Source organism: Micromonospora sp. NBC_00858 (assembly GCF_045207365.1).
Lineage (GTDB): Bacteria > Actinomycetota > Actinomycetes > Mycobacteriales > Micromonosporaceae > Micromonospora.
In genome coordinates this window covers 4729084-4749656 of the sequence record NZ_CP108828.1, presented here as the reverse complement: position 1 = coordinate 4749656, position 20573 = coordinate 4729084, and the positions used below count along the sequence as shown (strand labels likewise).

At 72.2% G+C, this 20573-nt stretch carries 18 protein-coding genes; 15 read left to right on the top strand and 3 right to left on the bottom strand.

What is annotated here, in order from left to right; translation table 11 throughout:
- The first annotated feature begins 34 nt into the window (after positions 1 to 34).
- From truB to OG990_RS22015, 7 genes are all read left to right on the top strand, one after another.
- Positions 35 to 958 carry a tRNA pseudouridine(55) synthase TruB gene (gene truB, locus OG990_RS22045; RefSeq protein ID WP_406077011.1) on the top strand — a complete coding sequence of 308 codons (924 nt, stop codon included), beginning with the start codon at positions 35 to 37 and terminating at the stop codon, positions 956 to 958.
- A gap of 75 nt (positions 959 to 1033) precedes the next feature.
- A complete protein-coding gene (locus OG990_RS22040; RefSeq protein WP_406077010.1) occupies positions 1034 to 1963 on the top strand; it encodes a bifunctional riboflavin kinase/FAD synthetase in 930 nt (309 codons plus the stop codon).
- Positions 1964 to 2164: 201 nt separating this feature from the next.
- Positions 2165 to 2434 (top strand): 30S ribosomal protein S15, encoded by a 270-nt coding sequence (gene rpsO / locus OG990_RS22035; RefSeq protein WP_074317913.1) that lies wholly within the window; start codon positions 2165 to 2167, stop codon positions 2432 to 2434.
- Positions 2435 to 2660: 226 nt separating this feature from the next.
- On the top strand, positions 2661 to 5057 hold the full coding sequence (locus tag OG990_RS22030; protein WP_406077009.1) for a polyribonucleotide nucleotidyltransferase: 2397 nt from the start codon (positions 2661 to 2663) through the stop codon (positions 5055 to 5057).
- A gap of 47 nt (positions 5058 to 5104) precedes the next feature.
- Positions 5105 to 6502: a pitrilysin family protein gene (locus tag OG990_RS22025; RefSeq protein WP_355610963.1), complete on the top strand. Its 1398-nt coding sequence runs from the start codon at positions 5105 to 5107 to the stop codon at positions 6500 to 6502.
- Between the two features lie 116 nt (positions 6503 to 6618).
- Positions 6619 to 7392, top strand: coding sequence for a 4-hydroxy-tetrahydrodipicolinate reductase (gene dapB, locus OG990_RS22020; protein WP_328424667.1), 774 nt, complete (start codon positions 6619 to 6621; stop codon positions 7390 to 7392).
- A 93-nt stretch (positions 7393 to 7485) separates the two neighbouring features.
- The gene (locus OG990_RS22015; protein ID WP_406077008.1) at positions 7486 to 7956 is read left to right on the top strand and encodes a GNAT family N-acetyltransferase; all 471 of its coding nucleotides are present in this window, start codon (positions 7486 to 7488) and stop codon (positions 7954 to 7956) included.
- 129 nt (positions 7957 to 8085) lie between these two features.
- Here the strand turns inward: OG990_RS22015 and OG990_RS22010 are convergent, their stop codons facing one another.
- Positions 8086 to 10188, bottom strand: a complete 2103-nt coding sequence (locus tag OG990_RS22010; RefSeq protein WP_406077007.1) for a glycogen debranching N-terminal domain-containing protein — start codon at positions 10186 to 10188, stop codon at positions 8086 to 8088.
- Between the two features lie 146 nt (positions 10189 to 10334).
- Here OG990_RS22010 and OG990_RS22005 point away from each other — a divergent pair, with 146 nt between their 5' ends.
- The 4 genes from OG990_RS22005 (at position 10335) to OG990_RS21990 (ending at position 14691) form a co-directional block, all read left to right on the top strand.
- Positions 10335 to 11324: a LacI family DNA-binding transcriptional regulator gene (locus OG990_RS22005; RefSeq protein ID WP_386989641.1), complete on the top strand. Its 990-nt coding sequence runs from the start codon at positions 10335 to 10337 to the stop codon at positions 11322 to 11324.
- A 25-nt stretch (positions 11325 to 11349) separates the two neighbouring features.
- Entirely contained in the window at positions 11350 to 12603 is a 1254-nt protein-coding gene (locus OG990_RS22000) for an extracellular solute-binding protein (RefSeq protein ID WP_328424671.1), read from the top strand.
- Positions 12604 to 12680: 77 nt separating this feature from the next.
- Positions 12681 to 13802: a carbohydrate ABC transporter permease gene (locus OG990_RS21995; protein WP_406077006.1), complete on the top strand. Its 1122-nt coding sequence runs from the start codon at positions 12681 to 12683 to the stop codon at positions 13800 to 13802.
- Position 13803: 1 nt separating this feature from the next.
- Positions 13804 to 14691 carry a carbohydrate ABC transporter permease gene (locus OG990_RS21990; RefSeq protein ID WP_406077005.1) on the top strand — a complete coding sequence of 296 codons (888 nt, stop codon included), beginning with the start codon at positions 13804 to 13806 and terminating at the stop codon, positions 14689 to 14691.
- A 46-nt stretch (positions 14692 to 14737) separates the two neighbouring features.
- On the opposite strand, the gene OG990_RS21985 is transcribed toward OG990_RS21990, so the two are convergent.
- Positions 14738 to 15322, bottom strand: coding sequence for a GNAT family N-acetyltransferase (locus OG990_RS21985; RefSeq protein ID WP_355610945.1), 585 nt, complete (start codon positions 15320 to 15322; stop codon positions 14738 to 14740).
- Between the two features lie 35 nt (positions 15323 to 15357).
- Between OG990_RS21985 and OG990_RS21980 the strand changes: the two genes are divergently transcribed.
- On the top strand, positions 15358 to 16632 hold the full coding sequence (locus OG990_RS21980) for a glycosyltransferase 87 family protein (protein ID WP_386989635.1): 1275 nt from the start codon (positions 15358 to 15360) through the stop codon (positions 16630 to 16632).
- Here OG990_RS21980 and OG990_RS21975 read toward each other — a convergent pair.
- The gene (locus OG990_RS21975; protein WP_355610939.1) at positions 16531 to 17082 is read right to left on the bottom strand and encodes a GNAT family N-acetyltransferase; all 552 of its coding nucleotides are present in this window, start codon (positions 17080 to 17082) and stop codon (positions 16531 to 16533) included. The genes OG990_RS21980 and OG990_RS21975 overlap by 102 nt on opposite strands.
- A gap of 79 nt (positions 17083 to 17161) precedes the next feature.
- Here OG990_RS21975 and OG990_RS21970 point away from each other — a divergent pair, with 79 nt between their 5' ends.
- The 3 genes from OG990_RS21970 to thyX all read left to right on the top strand — a co-directional run bounded on the left by OG990_RS21970 (position 17162) and on the right by thyX (position 20554).
- Positions 17162 to 18391: a winged helix-turn-helix domain-containing protein gene (locus tag OG990_RS21970; protein ID WP_406077004.1), complete on the top strand. Its 1230-nt coding sequence runs from the start codon at positions 17162 to 17164 to the stop codon at positions 18389 to 18391.
- Between the two features lie 43 nt (positions 18392 to 18434).
- Positions 18435 to 19109 carry a DUF2752 domain-containing protein gene (locus tag OG990_RS21965; RefSeq protein ID WP_406081843.1) on the top strand — a complete coding sequence of 225 codons (675 nt, stop codon included), beginning with the start codon at positions 18435 to 18437 and terminating at the stop codon, positions 19107 to 19109.
- Positions 19110 to 19813: 704 nt separating this feature from the next.
- Positions 19814 to 20554 carry an FAD-dependent thymidylate synthase gene (thyX, locus tag OG990_RS21960; protein ID WP_355611054.1) on the top strand — a complete coding sequence of 247 codons (741 nt, stop codon included), beginning with the start codon at positions 19814 to 19816 and terminating at the stop codon, positions 20552 to 20554.
- The last annotated feature ends 19 nt before the right edge of the window (positions 20555 to 20573 follow it).

Genomic DNA, 20573 nt, shown 5'->3' with positions numbered 1-20573 from the left:
GGCGAGTGATCTTCGCATCCGGCACGCCGCCCTGGTGCCCCGTCGCCGGGCCGGTCTGGCAGGCTTGGGCGTCGTGAGCACCGATGGTCTGATCGTGGTCGACAAGCCCGGCGGCATGACGTCGCACGACGTGGTGGCGCGGATCCGCCGGCTGGCGAAGACCCGGAGGGTCGGGCACGGCGGCACCCTCGACCCGATGGCCACCGGTGTGCTGGTGATCGGGGTGGGTCGGGCCACCCGACTGCTGACCTACGTGATCGGCGCCGGCAAGAGCTACACCGGCACCATCCGACTCGGCCAGGCCACCATCACCGACGACGCCGAGGGCGACGTGATCGCCAGCACCCCGGCGGGTCAGGTCACCGACGACGCGATCCGTGCCGCGCTGAGCGCGCTGACCGGTGAGATCGACCAGGTGCCGAGCGCGGTCAGCGCCATCAAGATCGACGGGCAGCGGGCGTACAAGCGGGTGCGCGACGGGGAGACCGTCGAGCTGCCGGCGCGGCGGGTCACCATCTCCCGGCTGGAGGTGCTGGCGATCCGCCGCACCGAGCCGGACGTGGTGGACGTGGACGTGGACGTGACCTGCTCCTCCGGGACGTACATCCGGGCCATCGCCCGGGACGCGGGCCTCGCGCTGGGGGTCGGTGGCCACCTGACCGCGCTGCGCCGGACCGCGGTGGGCGGCTTCACCATCGCCGAGGCGGCCACCCTCGACGAGCTGGCGCAGCGCGCCCCGGACGTGGTCAACCTGCCGCTGGACGCGGCCGCCGACCGGTTCTTCCCGCGCCGGGAGGCCACGCCCGACGAGGCTCGGGTGCTCGCCCATGGCGGTCCGCTGGACCCGACCGGCCTCGCCGGGCCGTACGCCGTCTTCGGGCCGGCCGGCGGACTGATCGCTATCGTCAGCGAGCGGGACGGCCGGGCCCGCGCGGAGATCGTGCTCGCCCCGGCCTGACGGCGGGGCGCAGGTCCGCCGGCCAGCGGCCGGCGGTTTCACCCGCCGGTCGGCGGGCCAGCAGGGAGGAGCGGCATGCAGCGATGGCGGGGGTACGACGCGGCGCCCGGTGGGTGGGGGCGCTCGGTCGTCACCATCGGCGTCTTCGACGGCGTGCACAAGGGGCACCAGTCGACCATCGGGCACGCGGTGGCCCGGGCCCGGGAGTTGGGCGTGCAGTCGGTGGTGGTCACCTTCGACCCGCACCCGGCCGAGGTGGTCCGCCCCGGCTCGCATCCGGCGGTGCTCACCGAGCCGGCCCGCAAGGCGGAGCTGATCGAGGCGCTCGGCGTGGACGTGCTCTGCGTGGTGCCGTTCACCCCGGAGTTCTCCCGGCTGCCGGCCGAACAGTTCGTGCACGACATCCTGGTCGAGCACCTGCACGCGGCGCTGGTGGTGGTCGGCAGCAACTTCCGCTTCGGGCACCGGGCGGCCGGCGACGTGGCACTTCTGGAGCGGCTGGGCCGCACCTTCGGTTTCGGCGTGGAGGGCGGCCCGCTGGTCGCCGAGGACGGGACCGTCTTCTCCTCCACCTACATCCGCTCCTGCGTCGACGCGGGCGACGTGGGCGCGGCTGCGGCCGCACTGGGTCGCCCGCACCGGCTGGAGGGCGTGGTGGTCCGCGGCGACCAGCGTGGGCGGGAGCTGGGCTTCCCCACCGCCAACCTGCTCTGCCACCGGCACGCGGCGGTGCCCGCCGACGGGGTGTACGCGGCCCGGCTGGTCCGTCGCGGGCAGCGCGAGCCGCTGATGGCAGCGGTGTCGGTGGGCACCAACCCGACCTTCTCCGGCCGGGAGCGGCGGGTGGAGGGGTACGCGCTGGACTTCGACGGCGACCTCTACGGTGAGCGGCTGGCCCTGGACTTCGTGGCGCACCTGCGCGGACAGATCCGGTACGACTCGGTCGAGCCGTTGATCGCCCAGATGGAACAGGACGTCGTACGCACCCGGCGCGCTCTGGCCTGATCGTCGCGCGAGACGATGCGGCCTCGGCCGAGCCCTTGACCGGGTGCTATCGGCGAGTGCTGGTAGTCTTGCGGAGACGTCGGGTGACCGGCGTGGGGCCTCGCGTGCCTGCTCGACGCCGCGGGTGCGAGGTACCGGTCCGTTCCCGGTCCACCGGGACGACGGACACCTACTTGATCAACCCACCGAAACAGGGAGAACATGGCGCTCGACCAGGAAGCCAAGGCCACGATCCGTGCGGAGTACGCGACCGCCGAGGGCGACACCGGTTCGCCGGAGGTCCAGGTTGCGGTCCTCACCAAGCGGATCGCTGAGCTGACCGAGCACCTGAAGGTGCACAAGCACGACCACCACAGCCGCCGTGGGCTGCTGCTGCTGGTCGGCCGGCGCCGTCGGCTGCTCAACTACGTCCAGAAGAAGGACATTGCCCGCTACCGGTCGCTCATCGAGCGGCTCGGCCTGCGCCGGTGACGTGACGGGGGAGTGGCCGACCGGCCGCTCCCCCGATCGGCGTCCCACCTGAAGAACACGGGCCGCGCGACCACCCGAGAGGGAGCCGGTCAGCGTACCGGTCTCCGGTAGTGGCCCCCGGGAACCCCGGCATCATGCCGGCCACCCGGGCGCTTCGATCGAAGACCGGCCGGCTGAGCAGCTCCCCAATGTCGTGGGCCCACGACGCGAAGGAGCACGACAGCACATGACCGAGACCACACTCGGCACCGAATCCCGTACCGCTGTGATCGACAACGGGTCCTTCGGCACCCGTGAGATCACCTTCTCCACCGGCCGGCTGGCCCGCCAGGCCGCCGGTTCCGTCATCGCCCAGCTGGGTGAGACGGTCGTTCTCTCCGCCACCACCGCCGGTAAGCACCCGAAGGAGCAGTTCGACTTCTTCCCGCTGACCGTCGACGTCGAGGAGCGGATGTACGCCGCGGGCCGGATCCCCGGCTCGTTCTTCCGTCGTGAGGGCCGGCCCAGCGAGGACGCGATCCTCACCTGCCGGCTGATCGACCGGCCGCTGCGCCCGTCCTTCGTCAAGGGCCTGCGCAACGAGGTCCAGGTCGTCGAGACCATCCTCGCGCTCGACCCGCAGCACCCGTACGACGTCGTGGCCATCAACGCCGCCTCGATGTCGACCAAGCTGTCGGGTCTGCCGTTCTCCGGCCCGATCGGTGCGACCCGGGTCGCGCACATCGACGGCCAGTGGGTTGCCTTCCCGACCCTGGAGGAGCTGGCCCGGGCCACCTTCGACATGGTCGTGGCCGGCCGCACGCTCGAGGACGGCGACGTCGCGATCATGATGGTCGAGGCCGAGGCCACGCCGAACGCGGTCGCCCTGATCGCGGGCGGCGCCGTCGCGCCGACCGAGGAGATCGTGGCCAGCGGTCTGGAGGCCGCCAAGCCCGCCATCCGCGAGCTGTGCCGCGCGCAGAGCGAGCTGGCCGAGGTCGCCGCCAAGCCGGTCACCGAGTTCCCGGTGTTCCTGGACTACCAGGACGACGTGTACGACGCGGTGGCCGAGCTGGCCCGCGGCGACGTGTCCGAGGCGATCACCATCGCCGGCAAGGCGGACCGCGAGGAGGCCCTGGACCGGGTCAAGGCCCGGGTTGCCGAGGAGCTGGGCGGTCGGTTCGAGGGTCGGGAGAAGGAGCTCAGCGCCGCCTTCCGGTCGCTGACCAAGTCCGAGGTGCGCAACCGGGTGCTGCGCGAGCAGGTCCGGATGGACGGCCGCGGCCCGCGTGACATCCGGTCGCTGACCGCCGAGGTCGGCGTGCTGCCCCGGGTGCACGGTTCGGCGCTGTTCGAGCGGGGCGAGACCCAGATCCTGGGCGTCACCACGCTGAACATGCTCCGCATGGAGCAGATGGTGGACACGCTGTCCCCCGAGAACCGCAAGCGCTACATGCACAACTACAACTTCCCGCCGTACTCGACCGGTGAGACCGGCCGGGTCGGCTCGCCGAAGCGGCGCGAGATCGGCCACGGCGCGCTCGCCGAGCGGGCGCTGATCCCGGTGCTGCCGTCGCGCGAGGAGTTCCCGTACGCCATCCGGCAGGTGTCCGAGGCGCTCGGCTCCAACGGCTCCACCTCGATGGGTTCGGTCTGCGCCTCGACGCTGGGCCTGCTCTCCGCGGGTGTGCCGCTGAAGGCGCCGGTCGCCGGCATCGCCATGGGCCTCATCTCCGACGAGGTGGACGGCAAGACCCAGTACGTGACGCTGACCGACATCCTCGGTGCCGAGGACGCGTTCGGTGACATGGACTTCAAGGTCGCCGGTACGCCGGACTTCGTCACCGCGCTCCAGCTCGACACCAAGCTCAACGGCATCCCGTCGGACGTGCTGGCCGCCGCGTTGCAGCAGGCGAACGAGGCCCGGCAGGTCATCCTCGGCGTGATGAAGGCGGCGATCGAGGCTCCGGCCGAGATGTCGGACTACGCGCCGCGGGTCACCACCGTCAAGATCCCGGTCGACAAGATCGGCATGGTGATCGGCCCGAAGGGGCAGACCATCAACGCGATCCAGGACGAGACCGGCGCCGAGATCTCCATCGAGGACGACGGCACGATCTACGTCGGCGCCACCAACGGCCCGTCGGCCCAGGCGGCCGTCGACCGGATCAACGGGATCGCCAACCCGACGCTGCCGAAGCAGGGCGAGCGGTTCCTCGGCACGGTGGTCAAGACCGCCGCGTTCGGTGCGTTCATCTCGCTGCTGCCGGGTCGCGACGGCCTGCTGCACATCTCCAAGGTGGGCGACGGCAAGCGGGTCGAGCGCGTTGAGGACTTCCTCAACGTCGGCGACCGGGTCGAGGTCGAGATCGCGGACATCGACGCCCGCGGCAAGATCTACCTGGACAAGGTCCGTCCGGAGGGCGCCGAGGCGCCGGCCGCCGGTGAGGCCGCCGGTGGCGACCGTCCGGCTGGCCGGGACCGGGGCGACCGTGGCCCGCGTGACCGTGGTGACCGCGAGCGTGGCGGCGACCGGGGCGGGCGTGGCCCGGAGCGCGGCGCCGGAGGCGGCGAGGGCGGCAACGGCGGCGGCGAGGGTGGCGAGGGCGGCGAGCGTCCGCGCCGCCGGACCCGGCACAGCTGATCGTCGTACATCGCATCACCCACCCCTCGTCGAACCGGGAGCAGTACGTGAGTCGGGCCTTCAGTGCGCCGTTTCCACCGGATCGACGGGGGGTGGCTGCGTCTCGGGACACCGGGGCGGGCCGCTCCGGCGGCACCGCCCGGGCGGTGACCCGGACGCTCAGCGACGACCCGCTGGGCGGCACGGTACGACGTACCGTGCTGCCCAGCGGCCTGCGCGTGCTCACCGAGGCGATCCCGGCGATGCGCAGCGTCTCCTTCGGCATCTGGGTGTCGGTCGGCTCGCGGGACGAGACCGGCCCGCAGGCCGGCGCCGCGCACTTCCTGGAGCACCTGCTCTTCAAGGGCACCCACAAGCGCACCGCGCTGGAGATCTCGTCGCAGATCGAGGCGGTGGGTGGTGAGACGAACGCCTTCACCACGAAGGAATACACCTGCTACTACGCCCGCGTGCTGGACGAGGACCTGCCGCTGGCGATCGACGTGATGTGCGACCTGGTCGCCGACTCGCTGCTGGAGCCGGCCGACGTGGAGACCGAGCGCGGCGTGATCCTCGAAGAGATCGCCATGCACGACGACGAGCCCGGCGACGAGGTGCACGACCTCTTCGCCCGCGCCGTCTACGGCGACCACCCGCTGGGCCGACTGATCTCCGGCACCGAGGAGACCGTCACGCCGATGACCCGGCGGCAGATCCAGAGCTTCTACCGGCGCCGCTACACCGCGCCGGAGATCGTCATCGCCGCGGCCGGCAACCTCGACCACGCCGCGGTGGTCAAGCTGGTCCGCCAGGCGGTGCGCGGCACCCCGCTGGACAGCGACCCGGCGACCCCGGCGCCGCACCGCGAGGCCACCCCGGCGGTACGAACCCGACCGGCCACCACCCTGGTGGAGCCGAAGGAGACCGAGCAGGCGCACGTCATCCTCGGCTGCCCCGGCATCGACCGCCTCGACGAGCGGCGCTTCGCCCTCGGGGTGCTCAACAACGTGCTCGGCGGCGGCATGTCCAGCCGGCTGTTCCAGGAGATCCGGGAGCAGCGCGGCCTGGCGTACTCGGTCTACTCCTACGCCAGCCAGTACGCCGACAGCGGGCTGTTCGCCGTCTACGCAGGCTGCGCGCCGGGCAAGGTGGACGAGGTGCTGGCCCTGACCCGCGCCGAGCTGGCCCGGGTGGCCGCCGACGGGTTGACCGAGGCCGAGGTTGCCCGGGGCAAGGGGATGAGCAAGGGCTCGTTCGTGCTCGGCCTGGAGGACACCGGTTCCCGGATGAGCCGGCTGGCCAAGGGGGAGCTGCTCTACGGCGACCTGATGCCGGTGGACGAGCTGCTCCGCCGTGTCGACGAGGTCACCGTGGCGGACGTGAACTCCCTCGCCGCGGAGCTGCTCAGCCGGCCGATGTCGCTGGCCGTGGTCGGCCCGTTCGGCGCCAGCGACTTCACCAACTGAGGGCTGCCGCCGTCCGTCGGGCGGGTGGTCCCGCCGCTGGGTGGGGGCGTCCCGGCACCTGGTGGGGACCCGATCCGGCCGGGGGTGCGCGTCCCGATTGGGATAGGTTGTGCCCCGTGACTGACGAGCAGGAGAGAAACCCGGCCGAGCCGCTGCGGGTCGGTGTGCTGGGTGCCCGGGGCCGGATGGGCATCGAGGTGTGCAAGGCGGTGGACGCCGCCGACGACCTTGAGCTCGTGGCGATGATCGACCAGGGTGACGGCCTCTTCGCCGCCTCCGACGCCGGCGCCGAGGTGGTCGTCGACTTCACCACGCCGGACGTCGTCATGGACAACCTGCACTGGTGCATCGATCAGGGCATCAACGCCGTGGTCGGCACCACGGGCTTCACCGAGCAGCGGCTGGAGCGGGTGCGCGGTTGGCTGGCCCGCAAGCCCGGCGTGGGCGTCGTGATCGCACCGAACTTCGGCATCGGCGCGGTGCTGATGATGCAGTTCGCCGCGCGGGCCGCCCGGCACTTCGAGTCCGTTGAGATCATCGAGCAGCACCACCCGCGCAAGCTGGACGCCCCCAGCGGCACGGCCACGCACACCGCCCGACAGATCGCCCGGGCCCGCGCCGAGGCCGGCCTCGGGCCGGTGCCGGACGCCACCAAGGACGAGGTGCCGGGCGCGCGGGGCGCCGAGATCGACGGGGTACGCGTACACGCCGTGCGCGCCACCGGGTTGGTCGCCCACCAGGAGGTGCTCTTCGGCACCACCGGCGAGACGCTGACCATCCGGCACGACTCGTACGACCGGGCGTCGTTCATGCCGGGCGTGCTGCTGGCCGTCCGCGCGGTGCCCAACCGTCCCGGCCTCACCGTCGCCCTGGACGCCCTGCTCGACTGACCGCCGTTCGACGGGTGCGCCGGCGCCCGGTGGCCGGTCGTCCGGGGCGGAAACCTGGTCGCGGGTGGGGCGGGCCGATCCTAGGCTGCCTCCATGATCAATAGTGGGCACCTGGACCGGGCCGGACGCCGGGTCACCCTGCGCCCGGTGGACGACGACAACTGGCGGGCGGTGGCCGACGTCGCCCCGCGCGACGACCAGCGTCGGTTCGTGGCCGCGCTGGCCGCCCGCTACCTGCTGCTCAGCACCCGCTCCGAGGTGTGGACCTCGCTCGCGGTGTACGCCGACGAGACCGTCGTCGGCCACGTCATGTGGGGCGTGGACGACGACGGCTCGCACTGGATCGGCGGGATGATGATCGACGCCGCCGAGCAGAACCGGGGCGTTGGCCGGGCCACCGTGCAGACCCTGGCGACCTGGCTGGCCAGCAGGGACGGCAACCCCCCGGTCCGCCTCTCGTACCACCCCGACAACACCCAGGCCGCCCGCCTCTACACAGCCCTGGACTTCCACCCCACCGGCGCCATGGACGACGAGGAACTGATCGCCGAACGAACCCGCTGACCCACCCCCGCCCCACCCCCCTGCCCGGTCGATCATGGTGTTGTGGTGCCTCGCAGAAGGCGCGTATGCGGAGCTAATGCCCACCACAAGTCCATGATCGACCGGGGCGGAGGGTGGGGCGGGGTGGGGTCAGTGGGGGAGGGGGGTGGTGGGGCGGCGTTGGGTGGGGACGGTCGGGGTCAGGGTTGTGGGTAGGCCGGTGAGGGTGGGGTGGCCGGTTCGGTCGACGGTGATGTTCACCGGTGCGCCGCCCAGTCGGAGGCCGTTGACCGTGAGCGCGCCGAGTTCGGCTCCGGCCAGCGGTGCCAGCCGGACCGTGCCGGCCGGCACGTCGGGGTAGAGCCCGGTGGCGGCCTGGAGCAGCAGCACCGCGCTGGCCGCGGCCCAGGCCTGCGGCCGGCACGCCGCCGGGTACGGCACCGGGCGGTTCAGCAGCGACCGGTCGTCTCCGCCGTACAGCTCGGGCAGCCGGTAGTCGAACGCCTCGGCCGCGGTGAGCAGACCTTCGGCCAGGCTGAGCGCGGCGTCGCGGTGCCCGGCCCGGGCCAGCCCGGCGAGCACGATCGCGGTGTCGTGCGTCCAGATCGAGCCGCAGTGGTACGACAGCGGGCTGAAGCCGGCGTCGTCGGTGGACATGGTCCGCAGCCCGAAGCCGCCGGCGAGCGCGTCGGTGGTGAGCAGGCGCGCGACCTGGTCCTCCTCGTCGCCGCTGAGCAGGCCGGTGCCGAGCAGGTGGCCGATGTTGCTGGTCAGCGAGTCGACCGGGCGCTTGTCCCGGTCGAGGGCCAGCGCTGGCTGCGGGCCGTACCGGCCGTCGACCCAGAAGCTGTCCCGGAACCGGCGGGCCAGCGCGGCGGCGTGCTCGCGCCAGCGGTCCCCGCCTGGGCGACCGAAGGCGTCCAGCAGCGCGGCGCCGTTCACCGCCGCCTCGTGCGCGTACCCCTGCACCTCGGCCAGCACGATGGGTGCGGTGGCCAGGGAGCCGTCGTGGAACCGGACGGCGTCGCCGGAGTCCTTCCAGCCCTGGTTAGAGAGTCCGTGGCCGGTGGTGTCGACGTACTCGACCAGCCCGTCGCCGTCGGGGTCGGCGTGCTCGCCGAGCCAGCGCAGTGCCGCCTCCAGGTACGGCAGCAGCGGTTCGATCTGCTCGGCCGGCAGACCCCAGCGCCAGGCGTCGTGCAGCAGGTTGACCCAGAGCATGGTGGCGTCGACGGTGCCGTAGTAGGCCGGTGGCAGGCGCAGCCCGTCGTCGGGCAGTGCGAACTCGTGCCGGCGCAGCTCGTGCAGGATCTTGCCGGGGGCCTCGCCGGTGGCCGGGTCGATCCGGGTGCCCTGTCGGCGGGCGAGCACCCGGAGGGTGCCGGCGGCCAGGTCGGTGCCGAGCGGCAGCATCATCCGGGCGGCCCAGAGGCTGTCCCGGCCGAACAGGGTGAGGAACCAGGGCACCCCGGCACCGAGGAAGACGTCCCGTGGGGCGCCGGTCTCGGCCAGTCGCAGCCCGCGCAGGTCGTCCAGACTGCGGTCGAGCAGCCGGACCAGCCGCCGATCGTCCGCGGTCACCTCGGGTCGGGACCAGTCCGGCTCGCCGGCCGGGCCGACGACCACGGCGCGCGGGTCCTCGACGGTCAGGTGCCAGCGCAGCACCGTCTCGCCGCCGGGGGGCAGCTCGACGGGCCAGGCCAGCCGGGGTGCGGTGACCCGCTCATCGGTGGCGAGCACGTCGGCGCCCGCGCCGGTGACGGTGACGGTGATCCCCTCCGCCGACCAGGTGAGGACGCCGGGCTGGCCGGTCTTGGCCTCCAGTGGCGTCGCGGCGGCACCGGACTTGACCACCTCGATGGGCGCCAGGTCGCAGCCGAGGTCGACGCTGACGGTGGCGCGTACTCCGACCGTGGCGGTGGAGACGATCCGCAGCTCCTCGGTGAGGCCGTTGCGGGTGGCCCGGCGGAGCCGGTCGATCCGGACGGTGGGGTCGGGCACGGGGTCGCCGAGCCAGCGCGCCAGGCTCACGAAGCGGACGCCGTGCGGGCTGTCGTCGCCGCGGGTCAGCCCTTCCAGCTCCCGGTCGTCGACGCGTAGCTCCGCCCGGGAGAGCACGCGGGCGTCGGCGTGGAAGACGCCCTGGACGCCGGTCGGGCGGATCTGCCCGGTCGCGTCCCCCAGCGCGCTGGTCGGGGCGAGGACCACCCCGACCAACTCGTGCAGGAGGGGTTGCAGCTGGCGTTCGATCACGGTGTGGCTCCAGATCCTGAGGGTGCGGGGCGGACGTCTTGACAACGCGGCCCCCGGCGGTGCAAAGTGCGAAACATTCCAGAAACTTGAACGATCTAATCCTGCCTTATCCAGATTGGATCGTTCAAGATGGCGAGAGGGATTTAGTGGCTGAAAAGGTGACCATCGCCACGGTGGCCCAGCACGCCCGAGTGAGCCGGCAGACGGTGTCCAACGTGCTCAACGCCCCGCACATCGTGCGGGAGGAGACCCGGCTGCGGGTCGAGGACGCGATCAGCGCGCTCGGCTACCGGGCCAACCAGGCCGCCCGACAGATGCGCACCGGCCGGTCCCGTCTCATCGCCGCCCGGATCGAGCCCACCCGCGATGGCATCAACGGCTCGGTGCTCGACCGCTTCCTGCACGGCCTCACCGAGACCGCCGACGCCGCCGGCTATCGGGTGCTGCTCTACACCGCCACCGACGACGAACGGGAGATCGCCAGCTACGACGACCTGCTCGGGACGTACGAGCTGGACGCGTTCGTGCTCGTCGGCACGAAGTACGGCGACCCGCGTACCGCCTGGCTGGCCGGCCGGGACGTGCCGTTCGTGACCTTCGGCCGGCCGTGGGACGCACTCGACGCCCACCCCTGGGTGGACGTGGACGGCGCCGCCGGCACCGCCCAGGCCACCCGGCACCTGCTGGCCGCCGGGCACCGGCGGATCGCCTTCATCGGCTGGCCGCTCGGCTCCGGCGTCGGCGACGACCGCCGGGCCGGCTGGCGCGACGCGCTGCGCGCGGCCGGCGTCGACCCGACCGGGCTGCACCGGGAGACCGAGGACGGCATCGCTGAGGGCGAGCGGCTGATGCGCGACCTGCTCGTCGCCGTGGCGCCGACCGCCGTGGTCTGCGCCAGCGACTCGCTAGCCCTCGGCGCCCTCCAGGCGATCCGCGGCACCGACCCGCCCGTGTCGGTGATCGGCTTCGACGACACGCCGGTGGCCGCGGCGGTGGGGCTGGCCAGCGTCAGCCAGCCGCTCGGCGAGGCCGCCGCCCGCTGCGTGGACCTGCTCACCGGGGTCCTCGACGGCAACCACGAGACGCCCACCCACGTGCTGCTCCAGCCCGCGCTGGCGCTCCGGCACACCGCCTAGTCCCTTCCCCCCACCAGGAGAAACCATGGCACCTCGAACCCTCACCCGGGCGGCGGTGGCCGGCCTCGCCGCCGTCGCACTCCTCGGCTCCGCGGCCTGCGGCAGCGGCTTCGACGACTCGTCCGGCGACGCCGCCCAGTCCAGCAGCGGGCCCGCCAGCCTGCAGATCCTGATCGGCTCCTCGGGCGAGGCCGAGACCAAGGCCGTCCAGGACGCCGCGGCGAAGTGGGCCGGCAGCTCCGGCAACACCGCAACGGTCACCCCCGCGCAGGACCTCACCCAGCAGCTCGGCCAGGCCCTCGCCGGTGGCACCCCGCCGGACGTCTTCTACGTCGACGCGGCCCGGTTCGCCGACTACGCCAGCGTCGGCGCGCTGGAGCCGTACGGCGACAAGGTCAGCAACTCGGGCGACTTCTACGAGAGCCTGCGCACCACGTTCTCCTACGACGGCAAGCTCTACTGCGCGCCGAAGGACTTCTCCACCCTGGCCCTGCAGATCAACACCGACCTGTGGGCCAAGGCCGGGCTGACCGACGCCGACGTGCCGACCACCTGGGACCAGCTCACCACGACCGCCCAGAAGATCAAGGCCAAGGGGCAGGTCCCGCTGGCCCTCGGCGACACCCGGGACCGGATCGGCGCCTTCATGGTGCAGAACGGTGGCTGGCTGCTGAGCAAGGACGGCAAGCAGCCCACCGCCGACACTCCGGAGAACCTGGCCGCCCTTCAGTACGTCAAGACCATGCTCACCGGTGGCCTGGCCAAGTTCCCGAAGCAGCTCGACGCCGGCTGGTCCGGTGAGGCGTTCGGCAAGGGCAAGGCCGTGATGACCATCGAGGGCAACTGGATCAAGGGCGCCCTGCAGAACGACTTCCCGAACGTCAAGTACAAGGTCGTCCCGCTGCCGGCCGGCGCGAAGGGCCAGGGCACGCTCTCCTTCACCCAGTGCTGGGGCATCGCGGCGAAGAGCAAGTTCAAGGACCAGGCGATCAAGTTCGTCGAGGCGATGACCAGCGGCGAGCAGCAGATGGCCTTCGCCAAGGCGTTCGGCGTGATGCCGTCCCGGCAGTCGGTGCGCGACCAGTACACCGCCGCCTTCCCGGCGGACAAGCCGTTCATCGACGGCGCCGCGTACGCCCAGGGTCCGGTGAACGCCCCGAAGATGGACAGCGTCCTCAGTGAGCTCGACACCGGTCTGCAGGGCCTGACCAACGGCGACCCGAAGACGGTGCTGCAGAACTTCGACAAGAACGCCAAGGCGGCACTCGGCGGCAGCTGAGGTGACGGCGGGGGTCCCGGTAGCACCCGGGGCCCCCGCTTCACCTTCGGCCCGAGACAGGGAGGGAGGGAAGGAAGATGGCAACCGAGACACTGGCCGCCGTGGCGACCACGCCGGGGAGGAGCCCTCGCCGAGGCCGGGGCGGCATCCGCAGCAACGAGAACCTCGCCGGCTGGCTCTTCGTCGCACCGGTGATCGTCATCCTGGGGTTGTTCCTGCTGCTGCCGATCCTGATGGCGTTCTGGGTCAGCCTGACCGACTGGAACGGTCAGGGCAGCCCGTTCACGGGTGAGGTGCCGTTCGTCGGCGGGCACAACTACACCCAGTTGTTCACCGAGGACGGGCTGGCCCGTCGCGACTTCATGACCAGCATCCGCAACAACATCTACTACGTGGCGATCGTGGTGCCGGCGCAGACCGCCCTCGCCCTCGGGCTGGCGCTGGTCGTCAACAACCGGATGCTCAAGGGCAAGAGCTTCTTCCGCAGCGCCTTCTACTTCCCCTCGGTCACCAGCTCGGTCGCGATCAGCGTGGTGTTCCTGTTCCTCTTCGCCAACTCCGGGGCGGTCAACGCGCTGCTCGGCTTCCTCGGGATCGACGGCCCGGAGTGGTTCGCGGACTCCCGGGGCGTGCTGCACCTGCTGTTCGGCGCGGTCGGTGTCGACTCGCCCCCGGCGGCGCTGACCGACGGCGGCCCGTTCGGGCTGAGCTGGTGGGACTGGTTGGCCGGGCCCAGCGTGGCGATGATATCGATCATCACTCTGGTGGTCTGGACCACCTCCGGCACCTTCATGCTGATGTTCCTGGCCGGGTTGCAGAACGTGCCGGTCGCCCTCGACGAGGCGAGCACCCTCGACGGCGCGTCCCGGTGGCAGCGGTTCCGGCACGTCACCCTGCCGCTGATCAGGCCGACCACCTTCCTGGTGCTCACCCTCGGCCTGATCGGCTCCTGGCAGGTCTTCGACCAGGTGTACGTGATGAGTCAGGGTGGCCCGGCCAAGACCACGCTCACCCCGGCCTACCTGTCGTACCGGACCGCGTTCCGGGACTTCGACTACGGCTCCGGCGCGGCGATCTCGTTCGTGCTGTTCCTGATCATCATCGTGCTCACGCTGATCCAGCGCCGGGCGCTGGCCGAACGGGACACCGACCGGCCGCGCCGCGGCTGGTGGCGTCGGCGCGTACCGGAGAGGTCCTGAGATGGCCGTGCTGACCGACCGCCCGCCGGCGGCGCCCGCGCGGCGCGACCAGCGCGCGGCCCGCACGCTGGCCACCCGCTTCCTGGGGTACGCCACGCTGGTCTTCTTCGGGCTGGTGTTCCTCTACCCGTTCGTCATCCAGATCGGCAACGCGCTCAAGACCGAGTCGGACGCGGCGGCCAACCCGCTCTCGCCGTTCCCGGACCCGCTCTCGCTGGCCGGCTTCGAACGGATCTTCGCGGGCACCAGTTTCCCGCTCTGGCTGGGCAACTCGCTGCTGGTGACGGTGCTGGTCACCATCGGTCGGGTGTTCTTCGACTCGCTGGCCGGGTACGCGCTGGCCCGGCTGCGGTTCCGGGGTCGCGGCGGGCTGTTCGCCGCGGTCATCGCGGTGATGGCGGTGCCCGGAGTGGTGCTGCTGATCCCGAAGTTCCTGGTGCTCAACCAGCTCGGCCTCTACAACAGCTACGCCGGTCTCGTGGTGCCGCTGCTGGCCGACGCGGCCGGCGTGTTCATCATGAAGCAGTTCTTCGAGTCGATCCCGCTGAGCGTGGAGGAGGCCGCCCGGGTCGACGGGGCGAGCATCTTCCGGACCTTCTGGTCGGTGGTGCTGCCGATGGCGAAACCGGCGCTGATCACCCTGACCATCCTGTCGTTCCAGGGCTCCTGGAACGAGTTTCCGCACAGCCTGGTGGCGGTGCAGGACCCGGACCTGTTCACCCTGCCGCGTGGCCTGGCCGACCTGGTCAGCGGGTCGCTCGGCAGTGGCACCCAGTATCCGCTCAAGCTGGGCGCCGCGCTGCTGGCCACCATCCCGGTGGCGATCATCTTCGTGGTGTTCCAGCGGTACTTCGTCCGGGACGCCAACGACGGCTCCGACAAGGGCTGACCCGACAGGTGTGGCGGCCCCGGCGCGGGCCGCCACATCGGTCACGTCAGTCGTCCGCTGGCACCTTCTCGGGCGGAACACCCACGTGCAGGCGCACCTGGGGCACCAGCATGTCGTCGACGTCCAGCGCCCGAGCCGAGCCGTCGGGCTCCCAACCGGTGCTGGTGAGGAACTTCCGGGTCGCCTCGTCACCTTCGAACGCCCAGGCCACCGCCCGGCTCAGGCCGTCTTCCCGCCACAGGTCGACGGTGGCGGCGAGCAGCCGGCTGCCATGCCCACGCCGACCCCAGCGCGGCTCGACCAGCAGGTCGGTCACCGCAGCCACGTCCGGGCCGAGCGCGTCGGCCGGCTCGCCCGGAGCCAGCGCCTCGGCGTCGGCCGGGCCGGAGGCGGCGAACCCCACCAGATACGATTGCTCGGCCTGTTCGACGGCGACCAGCACCCGGTGTGCGCCAGAGGGCGGCTCCAGCACCGCGGCGCTCCACCGCCGGGCGAGGAACGCCTCGTCCAGGTTGTCGAGCACGTGCCGAGGCAGGATCCGGCGGTACGCGACCCGCCAGGTCGCGAGCTGGATGCGTGCGATCTCGCCGGCGTCCTCAGGACGCGCCGGGCGGACGTACCCGAGAGCCATGGGACGGAAGCCTACGCAGGGCCAGGGAGGCGACGGTGGCGCAGGGTGCCAACAGGACGGCCGCGCAGGTCGTCGGCGTGGTGGTGCTCGCCGCGGCGGTCACCGCGTTCCTCACCGTCGCGGCCGTGCGACACGGCTTCTTCGACCTGAAGGTCTACTACGGCGCGTTGACGTGGTGGGTGCACGACGGTGGGGAGATCTACGACTACCTCAAGCCCGGCACCCAGTACGGCTTCACCTACCCGCCGTTCGCCGCGCTGGTCATGCTGCCGATGGCGTACCTGCCGTGGTCGGCCGCGATCGTGGTGAGCGTGCTCGCCAGCGTGGTCACCACCACGGTGCTGATCTGGTGGCTGGTCGACCCGATCGCCCGGCGGGCCGGCTGGACCGGGTGGTTCGCCCTCGCCGTGGCGCTCTGCCTGGCCGCCGCGTTCGAGCCGATGCGGGAGACGGTCAACTTCGGCCAGGTCAACACGCTGCTGCTCTTTCTGGTGGCGGTGGATCTGCTGCGACTGCTGCCGGCCGGCAACCGGTGGGCCGGGGTGGGCATCGGGCTGGCCACCGCGATCAAGCTGACCCCGGGCATCTTCATCGTCTACCTGCTGGTCACCGGGCGCTGGCGGGCGGCGCTCACCGCCAGCGGCGCCGCCGCCGGGGTTTCGCTGCTGGCCGGCGCGCTCTTCCCGGACGCCTCCCGCGAGTTCTGGACCGAAGCGCTGTGGAACACCGGTCGGGTGGGCGAGTTGGCGTTCGTCTCCAACCAGTCGCTGCGCGGGGTGGTCGCCCGGCTCAACCCGGAGCACCCGAGCACCCTGCTCTGGCTGCTGCTGGTGCTCGGCACCCTGGCGCTCTGGGCCTGGCGGTCCCGGGCCGCCGTCGCGGCCGGCGACGAGGCGACCGGCCTGGCGCTGACCGGCGCGGTGATGTGCCTGGTCAGCCCGGTCACCTGGGTGCACCACCTGGTCTGGCTGCTGCCCGCGCTGATCCTGCTGGTCGACAACGCGATGGCCGCTCCGGCCGGTGGCCGCCGCCGGATCCTGCTGGTAGCCGCGACCGTCGGGTACGTGCTGCTGATCAGCCGGACCGTCTGGTTCTGGGAGAAGGATTTCACCGGCGTCGACGGCTTCGTGGGCAGCAACGCCTACGTCTGGATCAGCCTGGCGCTGCTGGCCTTCCTGCCGGTGCGCCGGTGGCTGACCCCGGGCGGGTCAGCCGTCGAGTCGTCCGGCGTACCGCAGCTCGACCAGTCCGACCGGCGGGCTCCCACCGGCGAGCGGCACGTGGTAGGTCGACCGCTCACCGTCCGCTGACAGTCCGGCCCGCTCACAGAACCGGCGGGCCCGCAGGTTCTCCGCCAGTACCCACAGCCGGTAGCCGGTCCAGCCCCGCTCGGTGAGCCCGGCTCGGGCGGCGGCCAGCAGCGCGGCAGCGGTCCCGTCGCCCCAGCAGGCCGGCTCCACGTAGAGCGCCAGCACCTCGCCGACCGCCGGGTCGAGGTCGTCCCGGTCCTGGTTGCGGCGGTACGGCCCGAAGGTGGTGAAGCCGACCACCAGCCCGTCCACCTCGCCGAGCAGGGTGGTGAACGGATGCTCCGGGTCGGCGGTACCGATGTCGCGTCGGCGCTGCGCCCAGGCCAGCACGTTGAGCCGCCCGAGCACCTCGTCCGGCATGAACCCGGCGTAGCCCGCCTGCCAGCCGTGCACGTGTACCCGGGCGACCGCCTCGGCGTCGTCCGGTTCCTCCCGGCGGATGGTCAGCATTGCACCGTTCTATGCCCCGGTAGCCGTCCCGTCCAGCTTCCCGCACCGGCGTCGTACCAATGAATTAGGGTCCCCGACGATGGCCGCACCGGAATCACTCTCGCTTGCCCAGGCCCGGCGGGTGGCGCTCGCCGCCCAGGGCTTCGCCGACCCGGCCCCGGCCGGGTTGCCCACCCGTCGGCATCTGCGCCGGGTGCTCGACCGGGTCGGGCTGATCCAGATGGACTCGGTCAACGTGCTGCAACGCGCGCACTACCTGCCGCTGTACAGCCGACTCGGGCCCTATCCGACCACCCTGCTCGACCAGGCCGCCTACCGCCGCCCCCGCGAGCTGTTCGAATACTGGGGCCACGAGGCGTCGCTGGTCCCGGTCGGTCTGCATCCGACACTGCGCTGGCGGATGGCTCGGGCGCACAGCGAGTCCTGGGGTGGCATGCGGCGGATCGCTCAGGAGCAGCCGGAGCTGGTGGCCTGGGTGCGCGACGAGGTGGCCGCCCGTGGCCCGCTGACCGCCGCTGAGATCGAACACGACGCACCCCGGGAGACCGGCAACTGGGGGTGGAACTGGTCGGCGGTGAAACGGGCGCTGGAGTTCCTGTTCTGGGCCGGTGAGGTGACCGCCGCAGAGCGCAGCACCTCCTTCGCCCGCCGCTACGACCTGCCTGAGCGGGTGCTGCCGCCGGCCGTGCTGGCCGCGTCCACCCCGACCGACGCCGAGGCGTACCGGACCCTGGTCGCCCTCGCCGCGCGGTCGCTCGGGGTGGCCGCCGAGCCGGAGCTGCGCGACTACTACCGGCTGCCACTGGCCGGTGCCCGGCAGGCCGTGGCGGAGCTGGCCGAAGCCGGTGAGCTGGTGCCGGTCACCGTGCCGGGCTGGCGGCAGCCGACCTGGCTGCACACGAGCGCCCGGCTGCCGCGCTGGGTCCGGGGCAACACGCTGGTCAGCCCGTTCGACCCGCTGATCTGGGAGCGCAGCCGCACCGAACGGCTCTTCGACTTCAGCTACCGGATCGAGATCTACGTCCCGGCGCCGCAGCGGGTGTACGGCTACTACGTGCTGCCCTTCCTCCAAGGTGATCGGTTCACCGCGCGGGTCGACCTGAAGGCCGACCGCAAGGCCAGGGTGCTGCTGGTGCCCGCCGCGTGGATCGAGCCCGGGGCCGACCCGGGGGAGACCGCAGTGGCGCTCGCCGCCGAGCTGTACCGGCTCGCCGGCTGGCTCGGGTTGGACGCGGTGGCGCCGCCCGCGGCCGGCGACCTGGCCGGTCCGCTCACCGCCGCGTTGGCCGGCGTGTCCGGTGTACCGTGAGCGCGTGACGAGCGCTCCCGGACCGGTCGACCAACCGCAGCCCGTGCCCGGGGCGGCCCCGGCCTGGCCGGACGGCCAGCCGGCGTCGCCGACCGTGGCGGTCACCGCCGAGCCGCCGGGCGGGTTCCCGGCCGGCGCTGCCGATACCGGCCCCGCCGGCTACCCGACGAGCCCACAGGGCGGCTGGCCGGCGAGCCCACAGGGCGGCTACCCGACAAGCCCGCAGGATGGCTGGCCGGCGAGCCCACAGGGCGGCTACCCGGTCACCGAGCCGGACCGGCTCACCCGGTTCGTGCTGCGGCTCTACGAGCGCTCGCCGCGCTGGGCGGTGCCGCTGGCCGCGGTCGGCTGCGTCGCCATCGGCATGGCTTACGCGCTGGTCAGCGACCCGACCCACGCCGACCCCGACGCCGCGCCGACCTGCCTGCTCAAGCTGACGACAGGGCTGGACTGTCCGGGCTGCGGCGGCACCCGCGCGCTCTGGTACGTGCTGCACGGCGACCTGCCAGCCGCTGCCCGGCACCACTTCCTGTTCATCTTCGCGCTGCCGTTCCTGGCGTACCTCTTCGTGGCCTGGGCGGGCAACCAGGCGTTCGGCTGGCGGCTGCCCGAGCTGCGGATCAGCTCCAAGGTCATCGGTGGCTTCCTGGCCGCGTGGCTCGCCTTCTCGGTGCTGCGCAACCTGCCCTGGGCGCCGTTCACCGCGTTCTACGTCTGACCCGCCGCCGCTGGCGGTGTCTCCGCCTGGGCCCGCCAGGTCCCTTGTCGTGCCTGTCGAGCTGCCCCAGATATGGGGCGGTTGCGCCGCGTCGTGGGTGACCCGCCGCCGTGCGCTCTGGCTGACCCGCCGCCGTGCGCTCTGGCTGACCCGCAGCCAGGTCTTCGGGCCGCTTGGGTAGCGCGAGACCGACCTCGTGTCACGGCGATCCGCCGGTCGGGCGCCGTGCCACGTCCCACTCGTGTCACGGCGATCCGCCGGTCGAGCGCCGTGCCGTGTCCCATATTTGGGGCAGCTCGACAGGCGGTGGGGGAGCGTTGGGCCGCTTGGGTGGGCGTCGAGGTCGCTGTCGTGTCGCGGTGATCTGTCGGTTCAGGGTCGTGCCGTGTCCCATATTTGGGGCAGCTCGACAGGCGGTGGGGGAGCGTTGGGCCGCTTGGGTGAGTGTCGAGGTTGCCGTCGTGTCGCGGTGATCTGTCGGTTCAGGGCTGTGCCGTGTCCCATATTTGGGGCAGCTCGACAGGCAGTGCGGGACCCGGCCGGGGGGCGGCGGGTTGCGGGTCCCGATCGTCGAGATCTTGGACACCTGCGGGCCCGATGGGCCGGGACGTGTCGGTGATTTGGCGGCGGCTGGGCGGTTTCGCCACCGCGAGCCCGAGTTGGGTGCGGGGCCGGCGACCATTACAGTCCCAGGCATGCCGGAGATGGTGCAGCCCCAGGTCAAGTTGATCGCGTGGACCCAGTTCGCGGCCCCGGACGACGTGCCGTGGTCGACCGACGCGGAGGGTGGCCAGGCGCTCGCCGAGTTCGCCGGCCGGGCCTGCTACCAATCGTGGAAGAAGCCGAACCCGGCGACCGCCACCAACGCCGGCTACCTCGCGCACATCCTCGAGGTCGGGCACCTCTCGGTGCTGGAGCACGGCTCGGTCACCTTCTACTTCACCGGGGTGTCCCGCTCCTTCACCCATGAGCTGATCCGGCACCGGCACTTCTCGTACTCCCAGCTCTCCCAGCGGTACGTCCCGGAGCGGGACGCGGCCATGGTCGAGCCGGCGGTGATCGCCGACGACCCGGAGCTGCACAAGCGCTTCGTCGAGGCCGCCGAGGCGAGCGTGCGGGCGTACAACGAACTGCTGGAGGGGCTGGAGCAGCGCTTCTCCGACGAGCCGAACCCGACGCTGCGCCGCAAGCAGGCCCGGCAGGCGGCCCGCGCCGTGCTGCCCAACGCCACCGAGACCCGGATCGTGGTCACCGGCAACTACCGCGCCTGGCGGCACTTCATCTCGATGCGGGCCACCGAGCACGCCGACGTGGAGATCCGTGAGCTGGCCGTGGAGTGCCTGCGCCAGTTGCTGGCGGTCGCCCCGAATGTCTTCGCCGACTTCGTGATCTCCACGCTGCCGGACGGCACCGAGGTGGCGGCCAGCCCGCACGAGGCGTCCTGAGCCCTTCCCCGGCGGGTGC